The organism is Micromonospora sp. S-DT3-3-22 (genome assembly GCF_015354745.1).
GTDB lineage: Bacteria > Actinomycetota > Actinomycetes > Mycobacteriales > Micromonosporaceae > Micromonospora > Micromonospora wenchangensis.
The window spans coordinates 21,143-39,477 of record NZ_JACGMO010000067.1 but is presented as its reverse complement, the minus strand read 5'-3'; the positions used below and the strand labels follow the sequence as shown (position 1 = coordinate 39,477).

16 protein-coding genes and 1 pseudogene are annotated in these 18,335 nt (G+C 70.2%); 9 read left to right on the top strand and 8 right to left on the bottom strand.

What is annotated here, in order from left to right:
- From H1A17_RS19770 to H1A17_RS19760, 3 genes are all read right to left on the bottom strand, one after another.
- The coding region (locus H1A17_RS19770; RefSeq protein WP_228543619.1) for a transposase at positions 1-114 on the bottom strand (114 nt) is incomplete at its 3' end.
- A 24-nt stretch (positions 115-138) separates the two neighbouring features.
- Positions 139-717 (bottom strand): caspase family protein, encoded by a 579-nt coding sequence (locus H1A17_RS35865; protein ID WP_194822613.1) that lies wholly within the window; start codon positions 715-717, stop codon positions 139-141.
- Complete coding sequence (locus tag H1A17_RS19760) at positions 714-1,082, bottom strand: hypothetical protein (RefSeq protein WP_194822612.1); 369 nt, start codon at positions 1,080-1,082, stop codon at positions 714-716. Before H1A17_RS19760 ends, H1A17_RS35865 begins: the two co-directional genes overlap by 4 nt.
- A gap of 440 nt (positions 1,083-1,522) precedes the next feature.
- Here H1A17_RS19760 and H1A17_RS19755 point away from each other — a divergent pair, with 440 nt between their 5' ends.
- Genes H1A17_RS19755 through H1A17_RS19745 form a run of 3 tightly spaced genes read left to right on the top strand, consistent with a single transcriptional unit; the run spans position 1,523 to position 3,744 of the window.
- Complete coding sequence (locus H1A17_RS19755) at positions 1,523-2,176, top strand: hypothetical protein (protein ID WP_194822611.1); 654 nt, start codon at positions 1,523-1,525, stop codon at positions 2,174-2,176.
- The gene (locus tag H1A17_RS19750; protein WP_309236816.1) at positions 2,158-3,432 is read left to right on the top strand and encodes a DUF6357 family protein; all 1,275 of its coding nucleotides are present in this window, start codon (positions 2,158-2,160) and stop codon (positions 3,430-3,432) included. Before H1A17_RS19755 ends, H1A17_RS19750 begins: the two co-directional genes overlap by 19 nt.
- Before the next feature lie 15 nt (positions 3,433-3,447).
- A complete protein-coding gene (locus H1A17_RS19745; protein WP_145918209.1) occupies positions 3,448-3,744 on the top strand; it encodes a DUF4326 domain-containing protein in 297 nt (98 codons plus the stop codon).
- Here H1A17_RS19745 and H1A17_RS19740 read toward each other — a convergent pair.
- Positions 3,734-4,624 (bottom strand): hypothetical protein, encoded by an 891-nt coding sequence (locus H1A17_RS19740; protein ID WP_194822609.1) that lies wholly within the window; start codon positions 4,622-4,624, stop codon positions 3,734-3,736. The two genes, H1A17_RS19745 and H1A17_RS19740, sit on opposite strands and share 11 nt — an antisense overlap.
- A 317-nt stretch (positions 4,625-4,941) precedes the next feature.
- Here H1A17_RS19740 and H1A17_RS19735 point away from each other — a divergent pair, with 317 nt between their 5' ends.
- A complete protein-coding gene (locus H1A17_RS19735) occupies positions 4,942-6,600 on the top strand; it encodes a glycoside hydrolase family 44 protein (protein WP_194822608.1) in 1,659 nt (552 codons plus the stop codon).
- 43 nt (positions 6,601-6,643) lie between these two features.
- On the opposite strand, the pseudogene H1A17_RS19730 reads toward H1A17_RS19735, so the two are convergent.
- The 4 genes and pseudogenes from H1A17_RS19730 to H1A17_RS19715 form a co-directional block, all read right to left on the bottom strand.
- Positions 6,644-7,042: pseudogene (locus tag H1A17_RS19730) on the bottom strand (arsenate reductase ArsC); the annotation flags it as partial.
- A 20-nt stretch (positions 7,043-7,062) separates the two neighbouring features.
- Complete coding sequence (locus H1A17_RS19725; protein ID WP_145918213.1) at positions 7,063-7,533, bottom strand: GNAT family N-acetyltransferase; 471 nt, start codon at positions 7,531-7,533, stop codon at positions 7,063-7,065.
- A gap of 29 nt (positions 7,534-7,562) precedes the next feature.
- On the bottom strand, positions 7,563-8,309 hold the full coding sequence (locus tag H1A17_RS19720) for an MIP/aquaporin family protein (RefSeq protein WP_145918214.1): 747 nt from the start codon (positions 8,307-8,309) through the stop codon (positions 7,563-7,565).
- Positions 8,306-8,686: a helix-turn-helix transcriptional regulator gene (locus H1A17_RS19715; protein WP_305070090.1), complete on the bottom strand. Its 381-nt coding sequence runs from the start codon at positions 8,684-8,686 to the stop codon at positions 8,306-8,308. The genes H1A17_RS19720 and H1A17_RS19715 overlap by 4 nt, the downstream gene beginning before the upstream one ends.
- 77 nt (positions 8,687-8,763) lie before the next feature.
- Between H1A17_RS19715 and H1A17_RS19710 the strand changes: the two genes are divergently transcribed.
- The 5 genes from H1A17_RS19710 (at position 8,764) to H1A17_RS19690 (ending at position 18,316) form a co-directional block, all read left to right on the top strand.
- Positions 8,764-9,222, top strand: coding sequence for an ArsI/CadI family heavy metal resistance metalloenzyme (locus H1A17_RS19710; RefSeq protein WP_145918215.1), 459 nt, complete (start codon positions 8,764-8,766; stop codon positions 9,220-9,222).
- 402 nt (positions 9,223-9,624) lie between these two features.
- Positions 9,625-12,324: an RICIN domain-containing protein gene (locus H1A17_RS19705; RefSeq protein ID WP_194822606.1), complete on the top strand. Its 2,700-nt coding sequence runs from the start codon at positions 9,625-9,627 to the stop codon at positions 12,322-12,324.
- Positions 12,325-12,755: 431 nt separating this feature from the next.
- Positions 12,756-14,126, top strand: coding sequence for an RICIN domain-containing protein (locus H1A17_RS19700; protein WP_145918217.1), 1,371 nt, complete (start codon positions 12,756-12,758; stop codon positions 14,124-14,126).
- A gap of 177 nt (positions 14,127-14,303) precedes the next feature.
- Positions 14,304-15,539, top strand: coding sequence for a hypothetical protein (locus H1A17_RS19695; RefSeq protein ID WP_194822605.1), 1,236 nt, complete (start codon positions 14,304-14,306; stop codon positions 15,537-15,539).
- A 326-nt stretch (positions 15,540-15,865) separates the two neighbouring features.
- Complete coding sequence (locus H1A17_RS19690; RefSeq protein ID WP_194822604.1) at positions 15,866-18,316, top strand: ricin-type beta-trefoil lectin domain protein; 2,451 nt, start codon at positions 15,866-15,868, stop codon at positions 18,314-18,316.
- Positions 18,317-18,335: the final 19 nt, after the last annotated feature.

The following is an 18,335-nucleotide window of genomic DNA, read 5'->3' as shown; positions in this document are numbered from 1 at the left end:
CCGACGCGGATGCTTCTCGGGCCTGCCCATCCACTGCGGCGAGGGCAGCATCGGCTCAACGAGGTCCCACTCGGCATCGGTCAGATCAGACGGGTACCGCCGCACTCGATCCATGCCCGTCTACCGATCGAGCCCTGATCATCGATTGCACTCACTGTGCGACACACCCGACCAGCACACATCCCAAACACTCTCTGAGGCCGTGAGGACAGCTACGCCGCTGCCTCTGGGGAGATCCTGTACCAGTGACTCCACGCTGGCGGCGCCAGTCGATCGGGCCTGCATGCCCTTGATGAAGGCTCCGCTGAAGCAGCAGTCGACCAGGACGAGAGTGGCCTTGGACCGACTGGTGTTGATGCGCTCCCTGACCCAGTCGGCTGACACTGCGGTCGAACTAAGGTAGTCCCGCTCAGTGTCGGTGAAAGCGAAGTACAGCCGACCCCGGTTGTCCTGGACGCCGTGGCAGGACAGGTATAGCAAGTTCATTGCGTCAGTGATGCGGGCAGACGAGAAAAAGCCCTCGATGGCGCGCTGGGCCTGTCGGCTGTCGCAGTTCACCTCCGTATGCACTGTGTACCCGCAGGTGCCCGGGCTGCGCAGCACCCGAGCTAGCTCCTCGACATCTCGGCGCGGCGACCGTAGCTGCGCCAGTGAGGGGTCAGTGAAGCTTCCGCAGCCCAAAAGTAGTGCTCGACGTCGTTGTCCGAACTCAGTCACGGCGCCCGGTCGATGTGTCGGAGGTACGCGGCCAACATCTGGTCCCGTTGTGCCTTGGTCACCGGGCCGCGGAACCGCTGTCCGTTGACTTCCAGTTCCACGTCACGCGGCTGGCGACTCAGCCAGGATGCCATCACCGCCATGACGCCCTCCACGGCTGCCGGTGCCATCGCAAGAACTAGCGCTCCGATGGCGAAGGCCTCGCCAGACTTTGCCCCTGCCGGTGCCGCACCACCGTAACCGCCGCGCAGGCTCTCCACGTCCGTTGCTAAAAGCGTCTCGAACAGGTCGTCTGCCAGCTCCTTCAGCCGGTCATCGTCGAGGCTGGGGCAGGCCACCCGGATGCCGACGTCTACCGCTTCCATCACGCGCACCGTTCAACTAGTAGAGATCAGTCCTAGAGTCAGGTAGACACTAGCGATGACCAGGCAGAGACCCTCTCCGTTCCACGGCCGGCCTCTCAATCAGGTAGCCGACACAAAATAGTATTGCGGCGTGCAGCCAATGCGGCCTCTGGGCAGGTTCGTTGACGTTCTACCTGGTGAGGCTCGAAGTTCAGGGCTCCTTCGCCGCGTCCTGCCTCGGGTGATCTTCCGACGCTGCATGGATTCGACAGCATCTGGGCAGGTTTATCGCGATGGATCGGTCGACGGGGCCGATGGACCGTTCGACCTGTGGTGGCCCGCTCTCGGGCCGGTGCGGACACGGCTCGCCGCCGGTGCGGTACGCCTGCAACCAGGGCCGCAGGCAGGTCCGCCCTGATCAACTACCCTGGCGGAACCTGCAACCGAACCGGAGGACGAACATGGCCCGTCCCTACGAGCCCGGACCGAAACAGTTCGTCTTCACCGTCGGTGACGGTGACGATCAGCAGGTCTCGGTGGGTGACCCCCAGCAGGCGTACATGGCCTTCTCCGCGTTCTTCCGGGGACGGGAGGCCGAGACCTACACCATCAGGGACGAAGCGGCGGGGCAGAGTTTGGTGCTCATGCCCGGTCGGGGGGTGATCTCCCGGATCGGGGGAGCGGACCAACCCCGGGCGGAACATCTCCAGGCCGGTCGGGCCAACCGCTACCTGCCGAGCGCCATGCTGTTTTTCGAGAACGGCTACGCCGGCCTTGACCGCTTCGGTCAGTGGTTCTCCGACCTTTCCGCCCTCGACGCGTCGCCGGAGACCCGGGGTGCCGCCTTCGCCGCGACGATCACGACGGAAGCAGCGGCATTCCAGGAGGTCGCCCGGATTTGGGCGGACTCCGGCTGCGTCGACCCGAGCGACCGGTACCACGTCTTCTTCGACGCGCATGGTGTCGACGACGACCGGGCCGACCGGGCCACGTTGCTCAAACTTATCGAATTCGTGGGTCTCGAACGGGTCGACGCCCCGGCCGGGGCCGCCGGGGGTGAGGTGTGGGTGCGCACCGACCCGCGCCTTGAGGTCGAGTGTGCCCGGTGGTCGTGAGCGAGGTCGTTTTCACACGTAGCGGCTGGCTTCCGGGCGTGATCCGTGAGGACGGCGAGTTGAAGCTGATGCTCGCCGCCGGGGCCGACGCCAACCACGAGCCCCGGACCTTCACGTTCCCGATCTCCGCAGCCCATCTTGCGGTGATCCGGGAGGACCTGGCCCGACACCTGCTGCTGTGGAGTGCCGTCCTGCCGCTGTGTGACGCGGCCGGAACCCGGGGCCGGCTCGACGAGAACGCTGCCGTCGCGCTCCTGGACCCGGTCCTGTTCTCCCCGCCCGCGGAGGTCGACGCGCTCTTGCGGCGAATCCGGTGGGACCGGGACCGGCTCGTCGCCCATGGCGCGGACCTCGACCTGCTTGAGCGGGGTGAGGTCTGTGCGGCGCTGCGCGCGGCGACGGAGCGGGCGGACGAGACACGTGTCCAGGAGCACCGCGCGGAGCGTCGTCGCGCCGAGCGTGGGGTCGTCCTCGGGCCGCTCGACGCGCAGGTTCTGCGGTACACGGGCCAGTATCTGCACGGTGCGACCGTGCCGGGGCGGAAGCCCGACGCCGTCGACCCCGCTGTACTGCCGGAGGTCATGCGGGTAATAGCCACCGCCGAGCAGGCGTGTGCCGGGATGCGGATCGGTCTCGATCCGCGCCGGGGAAACCGGGCGACCGACAAGCGTGACTGGGATCGGCTGGAGTCGACCGTGGACGCGGCCGTGCGTCGCGCGTTCCCCGGGCTCGCCGACGACGCGGTGCGTACGGTGAGCTTCCTGATGTGCTCGGAGGCTGCGGACCGCGCCCGGAGCACACCGGTCGACGATGACGACGGGACCGTCGACCACCACGTCGACCCCGGTGGGGGTGCGCGGCGGACGGCCCTGTCGTTCACCGACGACAAGGGCGGCCAGAAGACCTGGGTACGGGACGGTTCGCGTTCCGCCTCCGCCGAGTTCTGGCAGTTCGTCGCCGATCGCTCCGCCTCGGACAACGAGGTGTTCACCATCGAGGACGAGGAACGCGGTGAGGGGGTCCAACTTCACTTCTACGCCGACTCCATCGCCCGGATCACCACGGTGAGCCCCGGTGAAGGCGGGGCGGATCCGCAGTACCGGGTCGAGTACAGCCTGGTCGACGGGATCGGCGGGTACCGGACGCTGGTGAGCGCCTTCATCCGTGGCGGGTGCGCCGCACTCGAACGGTACGGTCCCTGGATGTCGGATGTCGCCGAGTTCGAGCGGGCGCGGCGTCAGCGCGACGCCCGGTAGCCCGGGGGAGGGCGGATGGTGGCGCAGTCACGTGTTCGTGTTCAGGGGGACCTCTACCACCCGGTGGTGCCGGCCGGTGCCGTCTACGTCGGGCGGCAGGGGTTCGGGTTGCGGCGTTCTCCGTGGGCCAATCCGTTCAGTCTTCGTGAGTATGACCGGGCTGAGGCGCTGCGCCGGTACCGGCAGTGGCTGATCGGGCAGCCGGAGTTGGTGGAGCGGGCGCGGCGGGATCTGGCCGGGAGGCAGTTGGCGTGCTGGTGCCGGGTGGAGGACCCTTGCCATGCCGACGTGCTGGCCGAGATCATCGGTTGACGTGTAGCCGGTACCGGGTGGTGGACCGCCGGGGCGCGTAGACGCCGCCGATGCTGAAGGACTGCGGTCTCGCCGCCTGGTTGCCGACGTAGAAGGCCACGTCACGGTCGGCGGCGTAGAGCCGGGTGTAGAACCTGTGCCGGAGCCGGTCGGCGGCCTCGGCGTCGGTGAGCTGCGTCAGCCGACGTTGCAGGGCGACGAATTCCCAGTCCCAGAGGGTCTGCCGGTGTCCCCGGCATCGGCGGTCCGCGCACCGGTAGCGGTAGGTGCCGGTGAATCGCGGTGCCTCCAGCGGGCTGGGCCTGGACGACTCCAGCAGGTCGAGCTGGTCGAGGTAGCTGGCGATCTTTCTGCGCTCCTCCGGCGACCAGCCGTCCCGTCGCTTGACCTGGAGGTTCGTGACGTCGGCGACGCGGATCAGGGCGATCGACCGCGCGCGGTGGTCGTCGCGGGCCCGTTCGTTGAGTCGGCACATGGAGTCCTCGACGAGCGGGTCGAGAAGACTGCGTCGGGACTGCCCGCTGGCGAGGTGCCGCTCGGTGGTGATGGTGTCCACGATCGGCCGCCAACTCTCGCGGCGTTGGTCGCGACGCGCCGGCAGCGCGTTGAGGTGGACGATGTCGTACGTGCGGAACCTGCTGTCGGCGGCGAGTTCGCGGAAGTGGATCGGGTAGAGCCGGATCCAACCCGTCCAGGGAGGGGCCAGGCTGAGCGCGCCGACGCAGACCGTCTCGCCGTAGCTGGTGGAGGGGCTGGGTGCCGTCTTCACGGTGATCAGGAGGCGGAGTGTCGCTGGCCGGGTGAGGACCGGCCTCGGGGGCGGCGGCGCGTCGGTGCTCGGCCCCCACAGCGGAAGTTGTTCCAACGGAACCACCACCATCGCTCAATGTGTCCGAGTGGGCACGTGAAGCTACATAGACAGCTTCGCATTCATGTCGACGGGGTGCCACCCCGGATGCCTGCCTGGCCGCCGGTCCGCCGCCGCGCCGATCGCCGGCGGCGCTCGGCCGGCCGGGCGCCGCCCGCGCGGCATGCCGGCCGCTGCCGCCGTGGCGCGCAATTGCCCTCGATGAGGGGAGCCGGCATCGACAAAGATCGTCGCGCATCAATGGAATGAATCGATTGACTTGATATCGACGCCACGTAATGTGTATGGGGGTTCGGCCGTTCCGGGCCGATCGGCGGCAGGAGACTCTGATGGGTGTACGACGACGGCGCAAGCCACGGCCGGCCACGGTGATCGGGCTCGCCGGATCTCTCGTGGTGGGGCTGCTGGCGACCCAGGCGGGCGTCGGCCCGGCCGCGGCTGCCGCCGACGGGCTCACCCTGACCGTCGACGTGTCCGCCGCCCGGCACCGGATCAGCCCCGACATCTACGGCATGAACGGCGGGGACCCCGCGCTCGTCGCCGAACTCGGCACCCCGGTGGCCCGCTGGGGCGGCAACGCGAGCAGCCGCTACAACTTCACGAACCACACCTACAACACGGGCAGCGACTGGTACTTCGAGAACATCGTGGCCGGCCCCGACAACACGGTCGAGGCGTTCGTCCGGCGCAACCGTGACCAGGGGATCAAGCAGGTCGTCACCGTGCCGTTGATCGGCTGGGTGGCGAAGGACTCGCCCTCGTCGCACCCGTTCGCCTGCGGGTTCCCCGCCACCCGCTTTCCGGAGCAGGACTCGTTCGACCAGTGGGACCCCAACTGCGGCAACGGCCGGCACGCCGATGCGAACCTGACCGGCGCGGTCCCCACGGACACCTCGGTCCCGGCCGGCCCTGCGTTCGCGGGCGAGATGGTGTCCCATCTCGTCAACCAGTTCGGCCCGGCGGCCCGGGGCGGCGTGTCGATCTACGAACTCGACAACGAGCCGGTCCTGTGGAACTCCACCCACCGCGACGTGCACCCCGAGCCGGTGAGCTACGACGAACTGGGCGGCAAGGGCACGGCGACCGCCGCAGCGATCAAGGCCGCCGACCCCCGTGCGGCGGTGCTCGGCCCGTCCGGCTGGGGCTACTGCGAGTGGGTGGCCTCCGGGCTGGACGGCTGCGCGCCCGGCGCGGACGCGGCGGCCCACGGCGGGCTCAACCTCTCCCAGTGGTACCTGAAGAACATGAAGGACTTCAGCGACGCCCACGGCGGCCGGCGCTTCCTCGACTACTTCGACCAGCACTACTACCCGCAGATCAGCGGCGGTAAGGACCCGGACTCCAACGCGTTGCGGCTGCGCTCCACCCGGTCGCTGTGGGACCCGACGTACGTCGACGAGTCGTGGATCGGCCCCGGCGGGGTGAACGCCCCGCCGTTGCAGTTCATCCGCCAGATGAAGGCGTGGGTCGCCCAGCACTACCCCGGCACGAAGGTCGCCATCACCGAATACAACTGGGGCGCGCTGGACGACATCAACGGCGCACTCGCCCAGGCCGACGTGCTAGGCATCTTCGGGCGCGAGGGCCTGGACCTGGCCACCATCTGGGGTGAACCGAAACCGACCGACCCCGGCGCGTACGCGTTCCGGATGTACCGGAACTACGACGGCGCCGGCGGCAGGTTCGGCGACGTGAGTGTGTCGGCGGCCAGCAGCGACCAGGGGCAGCTCGCGGTCTACGCCGCGCAACGCTCGTCCGACCGGGCGCTCACCGTCATGGTGGTCAACAAGACGGGCCAGGATCTGACCTCCCGGACCGCGCTCGCCGGATTCCACGGCGGCGACCGGGTGCAGCGGTTCAGCTACGGTCCGGCCGACCTCACCTCGATCGTCCGGGGCGAGGACCTCCGGGTGAACCGGGGCGGCGTCAGCGCGACGTACCCGGCGAACTCGGTGACGTTGCTCGTCCTGCCGCAACGTCGCCACTGACGCCGCGCGCGGACGCGGGCCCGCGCCCTGCGGCGTCGGTGTCCGGCGTCAGTTCCGCCAGGAGCCGGGTGACGTGGTCGCGGATCTGGTCGCGGACCTCGCGGACGACGGCGAGGGGTTGCCCGGCGGGGTCGGTGAGCGGCCAGTCCTCGTAGCGTTTGCCGGGGAAGACGGGGCAGGTGTCGCCGCAGCCCATGGTGACGATGACGTCGCTGGTCCGGGCGGTGTCCCGGTCGAGCAGGGTGGGCTGCTCGGCGGTGATGTCGATGCCGACCTCGCGCATGGCCTCGACGGCGACGGGATTGAGCCCGGCGGCGGGCGCGGAGCCGGCGGAGCGGACCTCGACGCTGTCGCCGGCGAGGTGGCGCAGCCAGCCGGCGGCCATCTGGGACCGGCCGGCGTTGTGGACGCAGACGAACAGCACCGACGGTGGGATGGTCATGGCGGGCCTCTCCGGGGGTGTCAGCTGAGGTTGGGGCTGCGGCGTTCGACGAGCACCACGTCGCGCCACCGGCCGTGGTGGCGGCCGAGGCGTTCGCGGGTGCCGACGGTACGGAAGCCGCAGGCGTGGTGCAGGGCGAGGCTGGCGGTGTTCTCGGGGAAGATCCCGGACTGGACGGTCCAGATGCCGGCCTGTTCGGTGGAGTCGATCAGGCGTCGCAGGAGCAGCCTTCCGACGCCGCGTCCCCGGGTGTCGGGGTGGACGTAGACGGAGTGCTCGACGACTCCGGCGTACACGCACCGGTCGGAGACCGGCGTGCAGGCGACCCAGCCGAGCACGGCGGCGTCGTCGAGCGCGACCCAGCGGTGTGCGGGCGGGCGGGTGGCGGTGAACCGGGCCCAGGTGGGCGGTTCGGTCTCGAAGGTGGCGTCACCGGTGGCGATGCCGTGCCGGTAGATGTCGAGCACGGCCCCGGCGTGGTCGTCGGTCATCGGGACGACCTCGGGTGGACGGGAGGCGCTCACGGGGCGGCCGGCTCTGCGGTCGCCGCCGGGGCGGTCGTCGCGTCGTGGTGCCGGACGGTGGGGTACCACCAGGCGGTCGCGGCGACCGCGACGACCACGGCGACCAGCTGCGCGGTGACGAACCCGGCGGCCGAGGCGGGGGCGATGCCGGCGAAGGTGTCGGTGAACATGCGGCCGACGGTGACCGCCGGGTTCGCGAACGAGGTGGAGGCGGTGAACCAGTAGGCGCCGCCGATCCACGCGCCGACCGCCAGTGGCGCGAGGGCGGCACGTCGGGTGTGCGCGAGCGCGGCGATCAGCACCAGCAGGCCGGCGGTGGCGACGATCTCGCTCAACGCCGCTCCCGGGCCGTCGCGCCGGTGGGTGGCGACGGTGACGGCGGGGAGCCCGAACATCAGGTGCGCCAGCACGGTCCCGCCGACCGCGCCGGTCACCTGGGCCACGACGTACGTGCCGAGGTCGCGGGAGGTCAGACCGACGCCGGTGCGGCGGGCCCGCCACCAGTCGGCGATCGACACGACCGGGTTGAGGTGGGCGCCGGAGACCGGGCCGAAGACGAGGATCAACGCGCCGAGGGCGAGCGCGGTGGCGAAGCTGTTCTCCAGCAGTTGCAGCCCCACGTCGTCGGGGGAGAGACGGCTGGCGGCGATCCCGGAGCCGACCACGGCGGTGACCAGCAGGCCGGTGCCGACCAGTTCCGCCGAGGCCCGGCGGGCCACCGCCCCCGGCCGGTCGGCGGTCACCGGGGGGACCCGGTCGCGGTGGCGAGGGCCGAGACGTCGAGGAGCCGGGACAGGGCGGCGAGGCGGGCCGGGACGATCCAGTAGTAGACCCAGGTGCCCCGCCGCTGGCAGTCGATCAGCCCGGCCTCGCGCAGCACCTTCAGGTGGTGGGAGATGGTCGGGCCGGTGAGGGCGAACGCCCCGGTCAGCTCGCACACGCACACCTCGCCGCCGGAGCGGGCCGCGATCAGTGACAGCAGCCGCAGGCGTACCGGGTCGCCGAGGGCCTTGAACCCGCGGGCCAGCCCGGCGGCGTCGTCGTCGGTCAGGGACTCGGTGACCATCGGGGTGCAGCAGGCCGACGGGTCGGCGGGGACCGGCACCTCTTGTCTAGACACTGGTCTAGTTTGACAACCATCTAGACAGAGTGCAACCTCTGCCTAGACAGTCATCTAAACAGCCGGAGGTACGCCGAATGTCCCGCGTCCAACTCGCCCTGCGCGTCGCCGACCTGGAAGCGTCGATCGCGTTCTACGCGAAGCTGTTCGGCACCGAGCCGGCCAAGCGGCGGCCCGGCTACGCCAACTTCGCCGTCGCCGAGCCCCCGCTGAAGCTGGTGCTGATCGAGGGCGACCCGGGTCGGCCCACCGCGATCGACCACCTCGGCGTCGAGGTGTTCGACGGCGCGCAGGTCACCGCCGCCACCGACCGGCTCGCCGGGGCCGGTCTGTTCACCCTCACCGAGAACGACACCTCCTGCTGCTACGCCGTGCAGGACAAGGTCTGGGTTCGCGCCCCCGGCGAGGAGCGCTGGGAGGTGTACGTGGTCAAGGGTGACTCCGACGCGTACGGCGACTCCGCCCCGGCCGACCGGCCCGTCGGTCAGCGACCCGCCGCCGTCGGCCCGGGCGAGGGGGCCGGCTGCTGCCCGTGACGGGGTCCGACGCCCGTCGACGCCCCGCCCGCCGCTGACGGAAAAGGGGGCGTGACCGGCGCCACCGATCACGATTACGCATAGGTGGTTGACAATTGGTGGTTGCCTCCGCCGATTCCGACGCCTACGCTTCAGGACAGCATTCCGTGACCACGGGCAGCAGCGTGTGCACGGGCGGCGGGAGTTCCCGGTGGCAGGGAACGGACCCGACCGCCCGACACGTGGACCCTGCCGCCGTCGGTCGCGGCATCTTCCCCAGGAACCCGCCAACGGTCGAACCGCCGGGAGCGCGTCACGCCTCCCGGCGGGTCGAACCATGTTCGTACGGCGGGTTCACTGTCGCACCCCCGGGACGACTGTCCAGCGGACATGGCTGTGGGCGGCATGCGAAAGGACAGGTACGTGAAACCAGCCCTCTCCGTCGCGCGAAGGTCGCTGCTGGCAGGTGCGCTGCTCGTCGCCGCCGCCGCGCCGGCCGTGATCGCCCACCCGCTGTCGGCCTCGGCCGCCGTCCAGGAGACGTACTACGTCGCGCCGGACGGCAGTGACAGCAACCCGGGCACCCTCCAGTCCCCGTTCCGGACGCTGCAACGGGCGCGGGACGTGGTGCGCACTGTGAACGCGAACATGACCGGGGACATCCAGGTCTACCTGCGGGGCGGCCGGTATCCGGTGAGCGGCACCATCGAGTTCGGCGCGGCCGACTCCGGCAGCAACGGGTACCGGGTCAGCTACGCCGCCTATCCCGACGAGACCCCGGTGCTCGACGGCGGCGTGCCGGTCACCGGGTGGACCCAGCACAGCGGGAACATCTGGAAGGCCCCGCTGGACCGGGCCAACAAGCTGCGCGCGCTCTACGTCAACGACAAGCGGGCCTTCATGGCGTCGAAGACGATCGGCTCGGCGGGCTGCTACGGGACGTACACCGTGACCGCCGGGCAGGCGGCGTGGGCCTGGGAGTCGGGCTCGCAGTGCGACGGCGCGAAGTACAACCTCAACGACTTCCCGGCCGTCGCCCGCAACGCCGACGACATCGAGATCGAGACGGCGACCACCTGGACCACCGCCATCGTCGGCGTACGCCAGGTCACCACAAGTTCCGACGGCGCGAACCGGGTGGCGCTGTTCCAGCAGCCGGGCGCCGCCATCGCCCAGGGCGCGTTCAACGGCAACGCCCAGAGCGGCGGCAGCCACAAGCTGATGAACGCCTACGAGTTCCTGGACGCACCGGGTGAGTTCTTCTTCGACAAGGGCAGCAAGACCCTCTACTACTACAAGAGCAGCGCCGAGAACATGGCGACCGCGTCGGTCTTCGCGCCGAACAACGTGACCACCCTGCTTCGGGTCGCCGGCACCTCGACGGGCAGCCACGCCCGCAACATCACGTTCGCCGGGCTCACCGTGCAGCACTCCGACTGGAACCTGTTCACCGTCGCCGGTTCCTCGTTCAAGCAGGCGCAGCAGGGCAACCTCGGGGCTCAGGCGTACGCGAAGCGGAACTTCCACGACTACTACTACCGCAACGTGGACGTCACCCCCGGCATGATCCAGGTGGAGAACGCCGACGGCATCCAGCTGAACCGCAACCGCATCCAGCACAGCGGCGCCGACGGCGTCAACATGGTCAACGACGTGCAGAACAGCCAGTTGACCGGGAACTTCACCAACGACATCGCGGGTTCCGCGATCACCGTCGGCCACCCGCAGCACGTCTACATCGGCGACGGCACGTCGACCAACCGGGAGAAGTGGCTGCCGCAGGTCGAGGGGCTGCCGAAGAACATCGACATCAGGAACAACTACCTGTACGACAGCGCGGTGCTGTTCAACGGGCACAGCCCCGTCTCGGCGTACTTCGTGGACACCCTGACGATCCAGCGCAACCGGATCGAGAAGTCGCCGTGGTCGGGCATCACGCTCGGCTGGGGCTGGTGGAACTTCGACGGGTCATCGGGCTCGATCGCGCCGAACCGGCCCACCACGACGGCCCGCAACAACACCATCAGCTACAACCACATCATCGACACGGTGCAGCGGCTCAGCGACACCGCGCCCATCTACACGCTGGGCGCGCAGCCGGGGACGACGATCACCAACAACTACCTCCAGGGTGTGCCGTCCGGGCACAAGTACGGCCTGCACCCGGACGAGGGGTCGGCGTACATCACGTTCCGGGACAACGTGCTCAGCGTGGACAAGAACATCACCTGGATGATCAACTCCGACGACTTCGGGCGCAAGCACGACCTGAGCATCACCCAGATCTACGGCCCGATCAACAAGGTGTCGAACAAGAACCTGCCGAACAGCACGGTCAACGACATCCTGGTCTCGTCCGACTACGTCTGGCCGGCGTCGGCGTACGGCATCGCCGCCGCCTCGGGGCTGGAGGACGCGTACCGGGACATCGTCCCGGCGGCCAACCTGTCGCTGCCGAACTACGTGCTGCCGGCCAGCACCTTCGTCACCAGCGCCGCGGCGACCATCCCGATCCGCAGCACCGGCGACGCGTCCCGGACGGTCTGGCTGGCCCCCGCCGGCACGACCACCTTCACCGCCGGCCCGACGATGACCCGGGCGGCGGGCACCGCCACCTCCATCGCGGTGCCGACGAACCAGGGGGAGTACCGGCTGTTCGTGGTGGACGCCCAGGGCAACCGGTCGGCCGAGTCCGGCTCGCTGGTCCGCCAGCAGGGCACCGGCAGCGGCCAGCAGGGTGGCCGGCTGGTGGGCGGGCAGTCCGGCCGCTGTGTCGATGTGCCCAACGCCAGCACCACCAACGGCACCCAGGTGCAGTTGTGGGACTGCACGGGCGGCACCGGGCAGCAGTGGACGTACACCAGCGGCAGGCAGTTGACCGCGTACGGCAGCAAGTGCCTGGACGCGAGCGGCGCGGGTACGACGAACGGCACCACGGTCATCATCTGGGACTGCCACGGCGGCGCCAACCAGCAGTGGAACCTCAACGCCAACGGCACCCTGACCAACGCCCAGTCGGGGCTCTGCCTCGACGCGAACGGCGCGGCCACCGCCAACGGCACGAAGATCATTCTCTGGTCCTGCAACGGCGGGCCGAACCAGCAGTGGAGCCTGCGCAACTGACCGGCGTCCCCGGGGCCGGGCCGGCCCGGCCCCGGGGAACCACTGCGTGACCTGCGGTCCGTCGCCGTGGGTAGGCGACCCCGGGTCGCAACCCGCCCGACACAGCATTGACATATTTCACTATTCGACCTAGGGTCTTGCCGAATCGATTCGACGTCCGGTGCCACGGCACCGGGCCTCGCCGGGTGGCGTTCGGGCACGACGTGGACCACCCGTCGATTCGACGACCAGCCGGTTCCGCCCGGGCAGCGGGACCGCACAAGGCTGGCAGCTGCGGCGACGGGCCGGTCGGCGTCGTACGCGTACCGCGCGTCTCCTGGCGGGCCGTCCTTGGCGGGTGCGGTCAGCGGGAGCACGGCGGGCGCGACACGTCGGAACCGTCGTGGACCCCGTACCCCGAAGCAGTCATGCCGAGTGGCAGGAGCCCCATCATGACCAGGCGCAGATCCATCCTCGGTTCCCTCACGGCGGCGGCGGCCCTCGTCGTGACCGTGGGCGCGACGACCCTCGCCGGCGGCCCCGGCACCACCGCCGCGGCGGCCGGTGTCTCGGCGGCCGCCGCGACCGCCGGGTGCGGCAAGGCACCCACGTTGACCAGCGGTCAGCGGACCATCCAGAGCAGCGGCCAGAACCGCAGCTTCATCCTCCGGATCCCCGACAACTACGACCGCAACCACCAGTACCGGCTCATCTTCGGCTTCCACTGGAACGGCGGCACCGCCAACGACGTGGACGGGGGCGGGTCGGACGGGGCCGCCTGGTCCTACTACGGGCTGCGCCAGCAGGCGAACAACAGCACGATCTTCGTGGCCCCCCAGGGCAACGGCAACGGCTGGGCCAACCCCGGCGGCCAGGACGTCACCTTCGTCGACGACATGGTCCGGCTGATCGAGAACGACCTGTGCGTCGACACCACGCAGCTGTTCGCGCTGGGCTTCAGCTACGGCGGCGGGATGAGCTACTCGCTGGCCTGCTCCCGGGCGAACGTCTTCCGGGCCGTCGCGGTCTACTCCGGCGGGCAGCTCAGCGGGTGCAGCGGCGGCAGCCAGCCGATCGCCTACATGGGCATCCACGGCATCGGGGACCCGGTGCTCAACGTCTCGGCCGGCCGGTCCCTGCGGGACACCTTCGTGCGCAACAACGGGTGTACGGCGCAGAGCCCGCCCGAGCCGCGCGCCGGCAGCCTGACCCACATCACCACCACCTACTCCGGCTGCCGCTCCGGCTACCCGGTCGTGTGGGCCGCGTTCGACGGCGGGCACACCCCGGGCCCGGTCGACGGTGGCGGGGACAGCGGCGTGCGGACCTGGACCAAGGGCGAGGTGTGGCGGTTCTTCACCCAGTTCGGCAGCGCCGACCCGACGCCGAGCCCGACGGTCTCGCCGACCGGCAACCCGACCACCCCGCCCCCGGGCGGCACGGGCGCGCTGCGCAACTCGTCCGCCGGGCGCTGCCTGGACGTCAACGGCGGCACGCAGACCAACGGTTCGGCGGCGATCATCTGGGACTGCCACGGGCAGGCCAACCAGAGCTGGACCTCGACGGCTGCCCAGGAGCTGCGGGTGTTCGGCGGCAAGTGCCTGGACGTCAACGGCGCGGCGACCGCCAACGGCAGCTCGGTGATCATCTGGGACTGCAACGGGCAGGCCAACCAGCGGTGGCGGTTCAACGCCGACGGCACGATCACCGCCGTCGGCTCGGGCCGCTGCCTGGACGTGGTGGGCAGCGGTACGGCCAACGGCACGCGTACCCAGATCTGGGACTGCAACGGGGCCGCCGGCCAGCGGTGGAGCCGGAGCTGATCCGGGCGGACGTCACCGGAGGACACCGGTAGGACCAAGTCGCCCCGGCGGGATCTCGCATTGATGCGACTCAATGCATAGGGTCACTGTTGTACGAGGTGGGTCGATGCCGACCCGCCGGGGCGACGCCGCCTCCAGCGTGCAGAAATCGACGTTTGTCTGGGGAGAGAACAGAACATGAACGAACAACAGGACAGTCGGCTGTGGGCCCGATGGCGGCGGGCGGCCCGCACCGCCGTCACCGCGGCGGCGGTCTCGCTCGGGGTCGCCACCCTCGCGGTCGGTTTCTCGGCGGGTGCGGCCGTCGCGGGCGTCGGCGTCACCGGGCAGGGCGCATCCGGCGCCGCGCTCGCCGCCGCCTCGGTCTCCCGGATCACCACGGGTGACCTGCACACCTGTGCGATCCGCACCGACGGCACGCTGTGGTGCTGGGGGGACAACTACGGCGGCAAGCTCGGTGACGGCACCACCACCAACCGCACCACCCCGGTGCAGGTCGGCACCGCCACCACCTGGTCGAAGGTCGACGCCGGCACCAGCAACACCTGCGCGATCCGCACCGACGGCACGCTGTGGTGCTGGGGCGGCAACTACAACGGGCAGCTCGGTGACGGCACCACCACCAGCCGGAGCACCCCGGTGCAGGTCGGCACCGCCACCACCTGGGCCAGCGTCAGCGCGGGCGCCAACCACACCTGTGGCGTCCAGACCACCGGCACGCTGTGGTGCTGGGGCCTGAACCGCAACGCGCAGCTCGGCGTCGGCACGTCCCCCTCCCGGGCGACCAGCCCGGTGCAGGTGGGCACGGAGACCACCTGGACGAGCGTGACCACCGGGTACGCGCACAGCTGCGGTGTGCGTACCGGCGGCACCCTGTGGTGCTGGGGCGACAGCACCGACGGGCAGCTCGGCGTCGGCATCCTCGGCTACCGGGCCACCCCGGCGCAGGTGGGCACCGCGACCTCGTGGGCCGGCGTGACGGCCGGGCACGCGCACACCTGCGCGAACCGCACCGACGGGACGCTGTGGTGCTGGGGCGAGAACGGGTACGGCCAGGTCGGCGCCGGCACCGGCGTGCAGACCAGCCCGGTGCAGGTCGGCACCGCGACCACCTGGACCAAGGTGGACGCGAGCGTGGACTCGTCGTGCGCGCTGCGTACCGACGGGAGCCTGTGGTGCTGGGGCAACAACGGGTTCGGGCAGTTGGGCGACGGCACCACCACCCACCGGTCCGCCCCGCTGCGCGTCGGCACCCTGACCACCTGGACGCAGAACCTGGCCGTCAGCTACCACAGCTGCGGCGTGCGTACCGACGGGAGCCTGTGGTGCTGGGGCAACAACATGTCCGGGCAGCTGGGTGACGGCACCACCACCCACCGCTCGACCCCGGCGCAGCTGGTCCTGCCGGGCTGAGCCGTACGCGCCACGCCGCCGACCCGCGCCGCCGCCGATCCGGCGACGGCCGGGTCGGCGGTGTGCCCGCCGCCCGCCGGTGCGGATCTCCGCCGGCACATTCGTCTGATCTTTACAGAAGTCTTCCGCCGGACGTTGTCGTCGTAAGGCGCGTTGATCGGCTCTTTCGCTCCACTGGTGACGTTGACCGCCGCGCGTTACGGTACCTAACATGTGACGTCTGATCATCGATGATCAACGATGTCAGGGCTGCGCGGGTCACGGGCAGCGCCCCGTCCCGCGCCGCAGAGCTTCGGGGCCGGTAACCGGCTGGGGAGGCGAGTCAGATGTTCAGTTCGACAAGTCGTCGGCGGAGTGTGGGCGGCGGCGGAGCGCCGCGCGGACCGTGGCACAGCGGGTGGCGTCCCCGCCGGTGGGCCGCGTCGGTGCTGGGGGCGACGGTCGCGGCGGCGGCCGTGCTCACCGGGTTCGCCTCGCCCGCCCAGGCGGCGACCGCCATCACGATCAACGGTGGGTCCGGTGGACGGGCGCTGGACGGCATCGGCGCGGTCAGTGGCGGCGGCGGCAACAGCCGCCTGCTTGTCGACTACCCGGAGCCGCAGCGCAGTGACATCCTGGACTACCTGTTCAAGCCGGGCTACGGCGCGGCGATGCAGCTGATGAAGGTGGAGATCGGCGGCGACACCAACTCCACGTCCGGCGCCGAGCCCAGCCACGAACACACCCGGGGCAGCATCAACTGCAACCGGGGCTACGAGTGGTGGCTGATGGAGCAGGCCCGTACCCGTAACCCCAACATCGCCCTGGTCGGCCTGGCCTGGGGCGCGCCGGGCTGGATCGGCAACGGCAACTTCTGGTCCACCGACTCGATCGACTACCTGGTGGCCTGGCTGGACTGCGCGGGCACCCACGGGCTGACCATCAACTACCTCGGCGGGTGGAACGAGAAGGGCTACAACACCACCTGGTACAAGAACCTGCGCTCCACCCTCAACTCCCGGGGCTACAGCAACGTCAAGATCGTCGCCTCGGACGACTTCGGTTGGGGCGCCGCCGACGACTCGCTGCGCGACCCGGCCTTCGGCAACGCCGTACAGGTCTTCGGCAGCCACTACGTCTGCGGCTACCGCAGCGCCCAGACCAGCTGCCCCAGCTCCAGCAACGCGGTGTCCACCGGCAAGTCGCTGTGGGCCAGCGAGAACGGCTCCGACGACTACAACGCCGGCGCGCAGGCGCTCGCCCGGGGCATCAACCGGGGCTACCTCGACGGCAAGATGACCGGGTACATCAACTGGCCGGTCATCGCCGCCATCACCCCCAACATCCCTTGGGCGACCACCGGCGTGGCGGTGGCCCAGCAGCCGTGGTCCGGGGCCTACTCGATCGGCAAGAACGCCTGGGTGATGGCGCAGACCACCCAGTTCACCGCTCCGGGCTGGCGCTACCTCGACGCGTCGAGCGGGTATATCGGCGGCAACCGCAACAACGGCAGCTACGTCTCGCTGAAGTCCACCAACAACAGTGACTACAGCACCATCATCGAGACGATGGACGCCGGTGCGGCGCAGACCCTCGACTTCACCGTCACCGGCGGCCTGTCCACCGGCACGGTACGGGTCTGGTCGACGAACGTACGCTCCAACAACACCGCCGACCACTTCGTGCGGGGCGGCGACATCACCCCGAACGGCGGGCGCTTCTCGCTCACCGTCCAGCCCGGTTACGTCTACAGCATCACCACCACCAGCGGGCAGGGCAAGGGCACGGCGGTCAGCCCGGCGCAGGGCAACCTGAAGCTGCCGTACGCCGACACCTTCGACTCGTACGCCACCGGCCGTGAGGCGCGGTACCTGATGGACCAGCAGGGCTCGTTCGAGATCGTCGGGTGCGCCGCCGGCCGCAGCGGGCAGTGCGTACGGCAGATGTCCGAGCAGGCCCCGATCTACTGGACCTCCGGCCAGGCCGAGCCGTACACCCTGCTGGGCGACCTGACCTGGCGCAACTACACGGTCTCCTCCGACGTGCTGCTGGAGAAGTCCGGCTACGCGCAGCTCATCGGGCGCGGCAACACCTACAACCACCAGGGCCCGCAGAACATGAACGGGTACTACTTCCGGGTCACCGACGGCGGGGCCTGGTCGATCCGCAGCAACAACACCAGCGGCAACTGGCGCACCCTGGCCAGCGGCAACACCTCGGCGCTGGGCACCGGACGGTGGCACAACCTGGCGTTGACGCTCAACGGCAGCACGCTCACCGCCGCCATCGACGGCACCACCGTCGGCACGGCCACCGACTCGACCTGGGTCGCCGGCCAGATCGGATACGGCACCGGCCAGGGCGTCACCGCCCAGTTCGACAACCTCTCGGTGACCGCCGTCGGCTCCCCGGGCACCCCGACGGGTGAGATCCGGGGCGCGGGCTCGAACCGGTGCCTGGACGTCAACGGGGCCAGCCAGACCGACGGCGCGGTGGTGCAGATCTGGGACTGCAACGGCGGCGTCAACCAGCGGTGGTCGCCCACCTCGACCAACCAGCTCACCGTCTACGGCAACAAGTGCCTGGACGTGGCGAGCGCCGCGTCGGGCACCCGGGCCCGGATCTGGAGCTGCACCGGCGGCACCAACCAGCAGTGGCGGCTCAACGCCGACGGCACCATCGTCGGGGTCGCCTCGGGGCTGTGCCTGGACATCAACGGCGGGGCCACCGCCAACGGTTCCGCCGTCCAGCTCTGGACCTGCAACGGCGGCAGCAACCAGCAGTGGATACGCGGCTGAGCGGTGACGACGACACGGC

What these genes read in the sequence shown, in the direction of transcription:
- H1A17_RS19695 (WP_194822605.1), top strand. Translation starts at nt 14,304, where the DNA reads ATGAACGAACAACAGGACAGTCGGCTGTGGGCCCGATGGCGGCGGGCG.
- H1A17_RS19700 (WP_145918217.1), top strand. Translation starts at nt 12,756, where the DNA reads ATGACCAGGCGCAGATCCATCCTCGGTTCCCTCACGGCGGCGGCGGCC.
- H1A17_RS19745 (WP_145918209.1), top strand. Translation starts at nt 3,448, where the DNA reads ATGGTGGCGCAGTCACGTGTTCGTGTTCAGGGGGACCTCTACCACCCG.
- H1A17_RS19725 (WP_145918213.1), bottom strand. Translation starts at nt 7,533, where the DNA reads ATGACCGACGACCACGCCGGGGCCGTGCTCGACATCTACCGGCACGGC.
- H1A17_RS19740 (WP_194822609.1), bottom strand. Translation starts at nt 4,624, where the DNA reads ATGGTGGTGGTTCCGTTGGAACAACTTCCGCTGTGGGGGCCGAGCACC.
- H1A17_RS19760 (WP_194822612.1), bottom strand. Translation starts at nt 1,082, where the DNA reads ATGGAAGCGGTAGACGTCGGCATCCGGGTGGCCTGCCCCAGCCTCGAC.
- H1A17_RS19735 (WP_194822608.1), top strand. Translation starts at nt 4,942, where the DNA reads ATGGGTGTACGACGACGGCGCAAGCCACGGCCGGCCACGGTGATCGGG.
- H1A17_RS19710 (WP_145918215.1), top strand. Translation starts at nt 8,764, where the DNA reads ATGTCCCGCGTCCAACTCGCCCTGCGCGTCGCCGACCTGGAAGCGTCG.
- H1A17_RS19755 (WP_194822611.1), top strand. Translation starts at nt 1,523, where the DNA reads ATGGCCCGTCCCTACGAGCCCGGACCGAAACAGTTCGTCTTCACCGTC.
- H1A17_RS19690 (WP_194822604.1), top strand. Translation starts at nt 15,866, where the DNA reads ATGTTCAGTTCGACAAGTCGTCGGCGGAGTGTGGGCGGCGGCGGAGCG.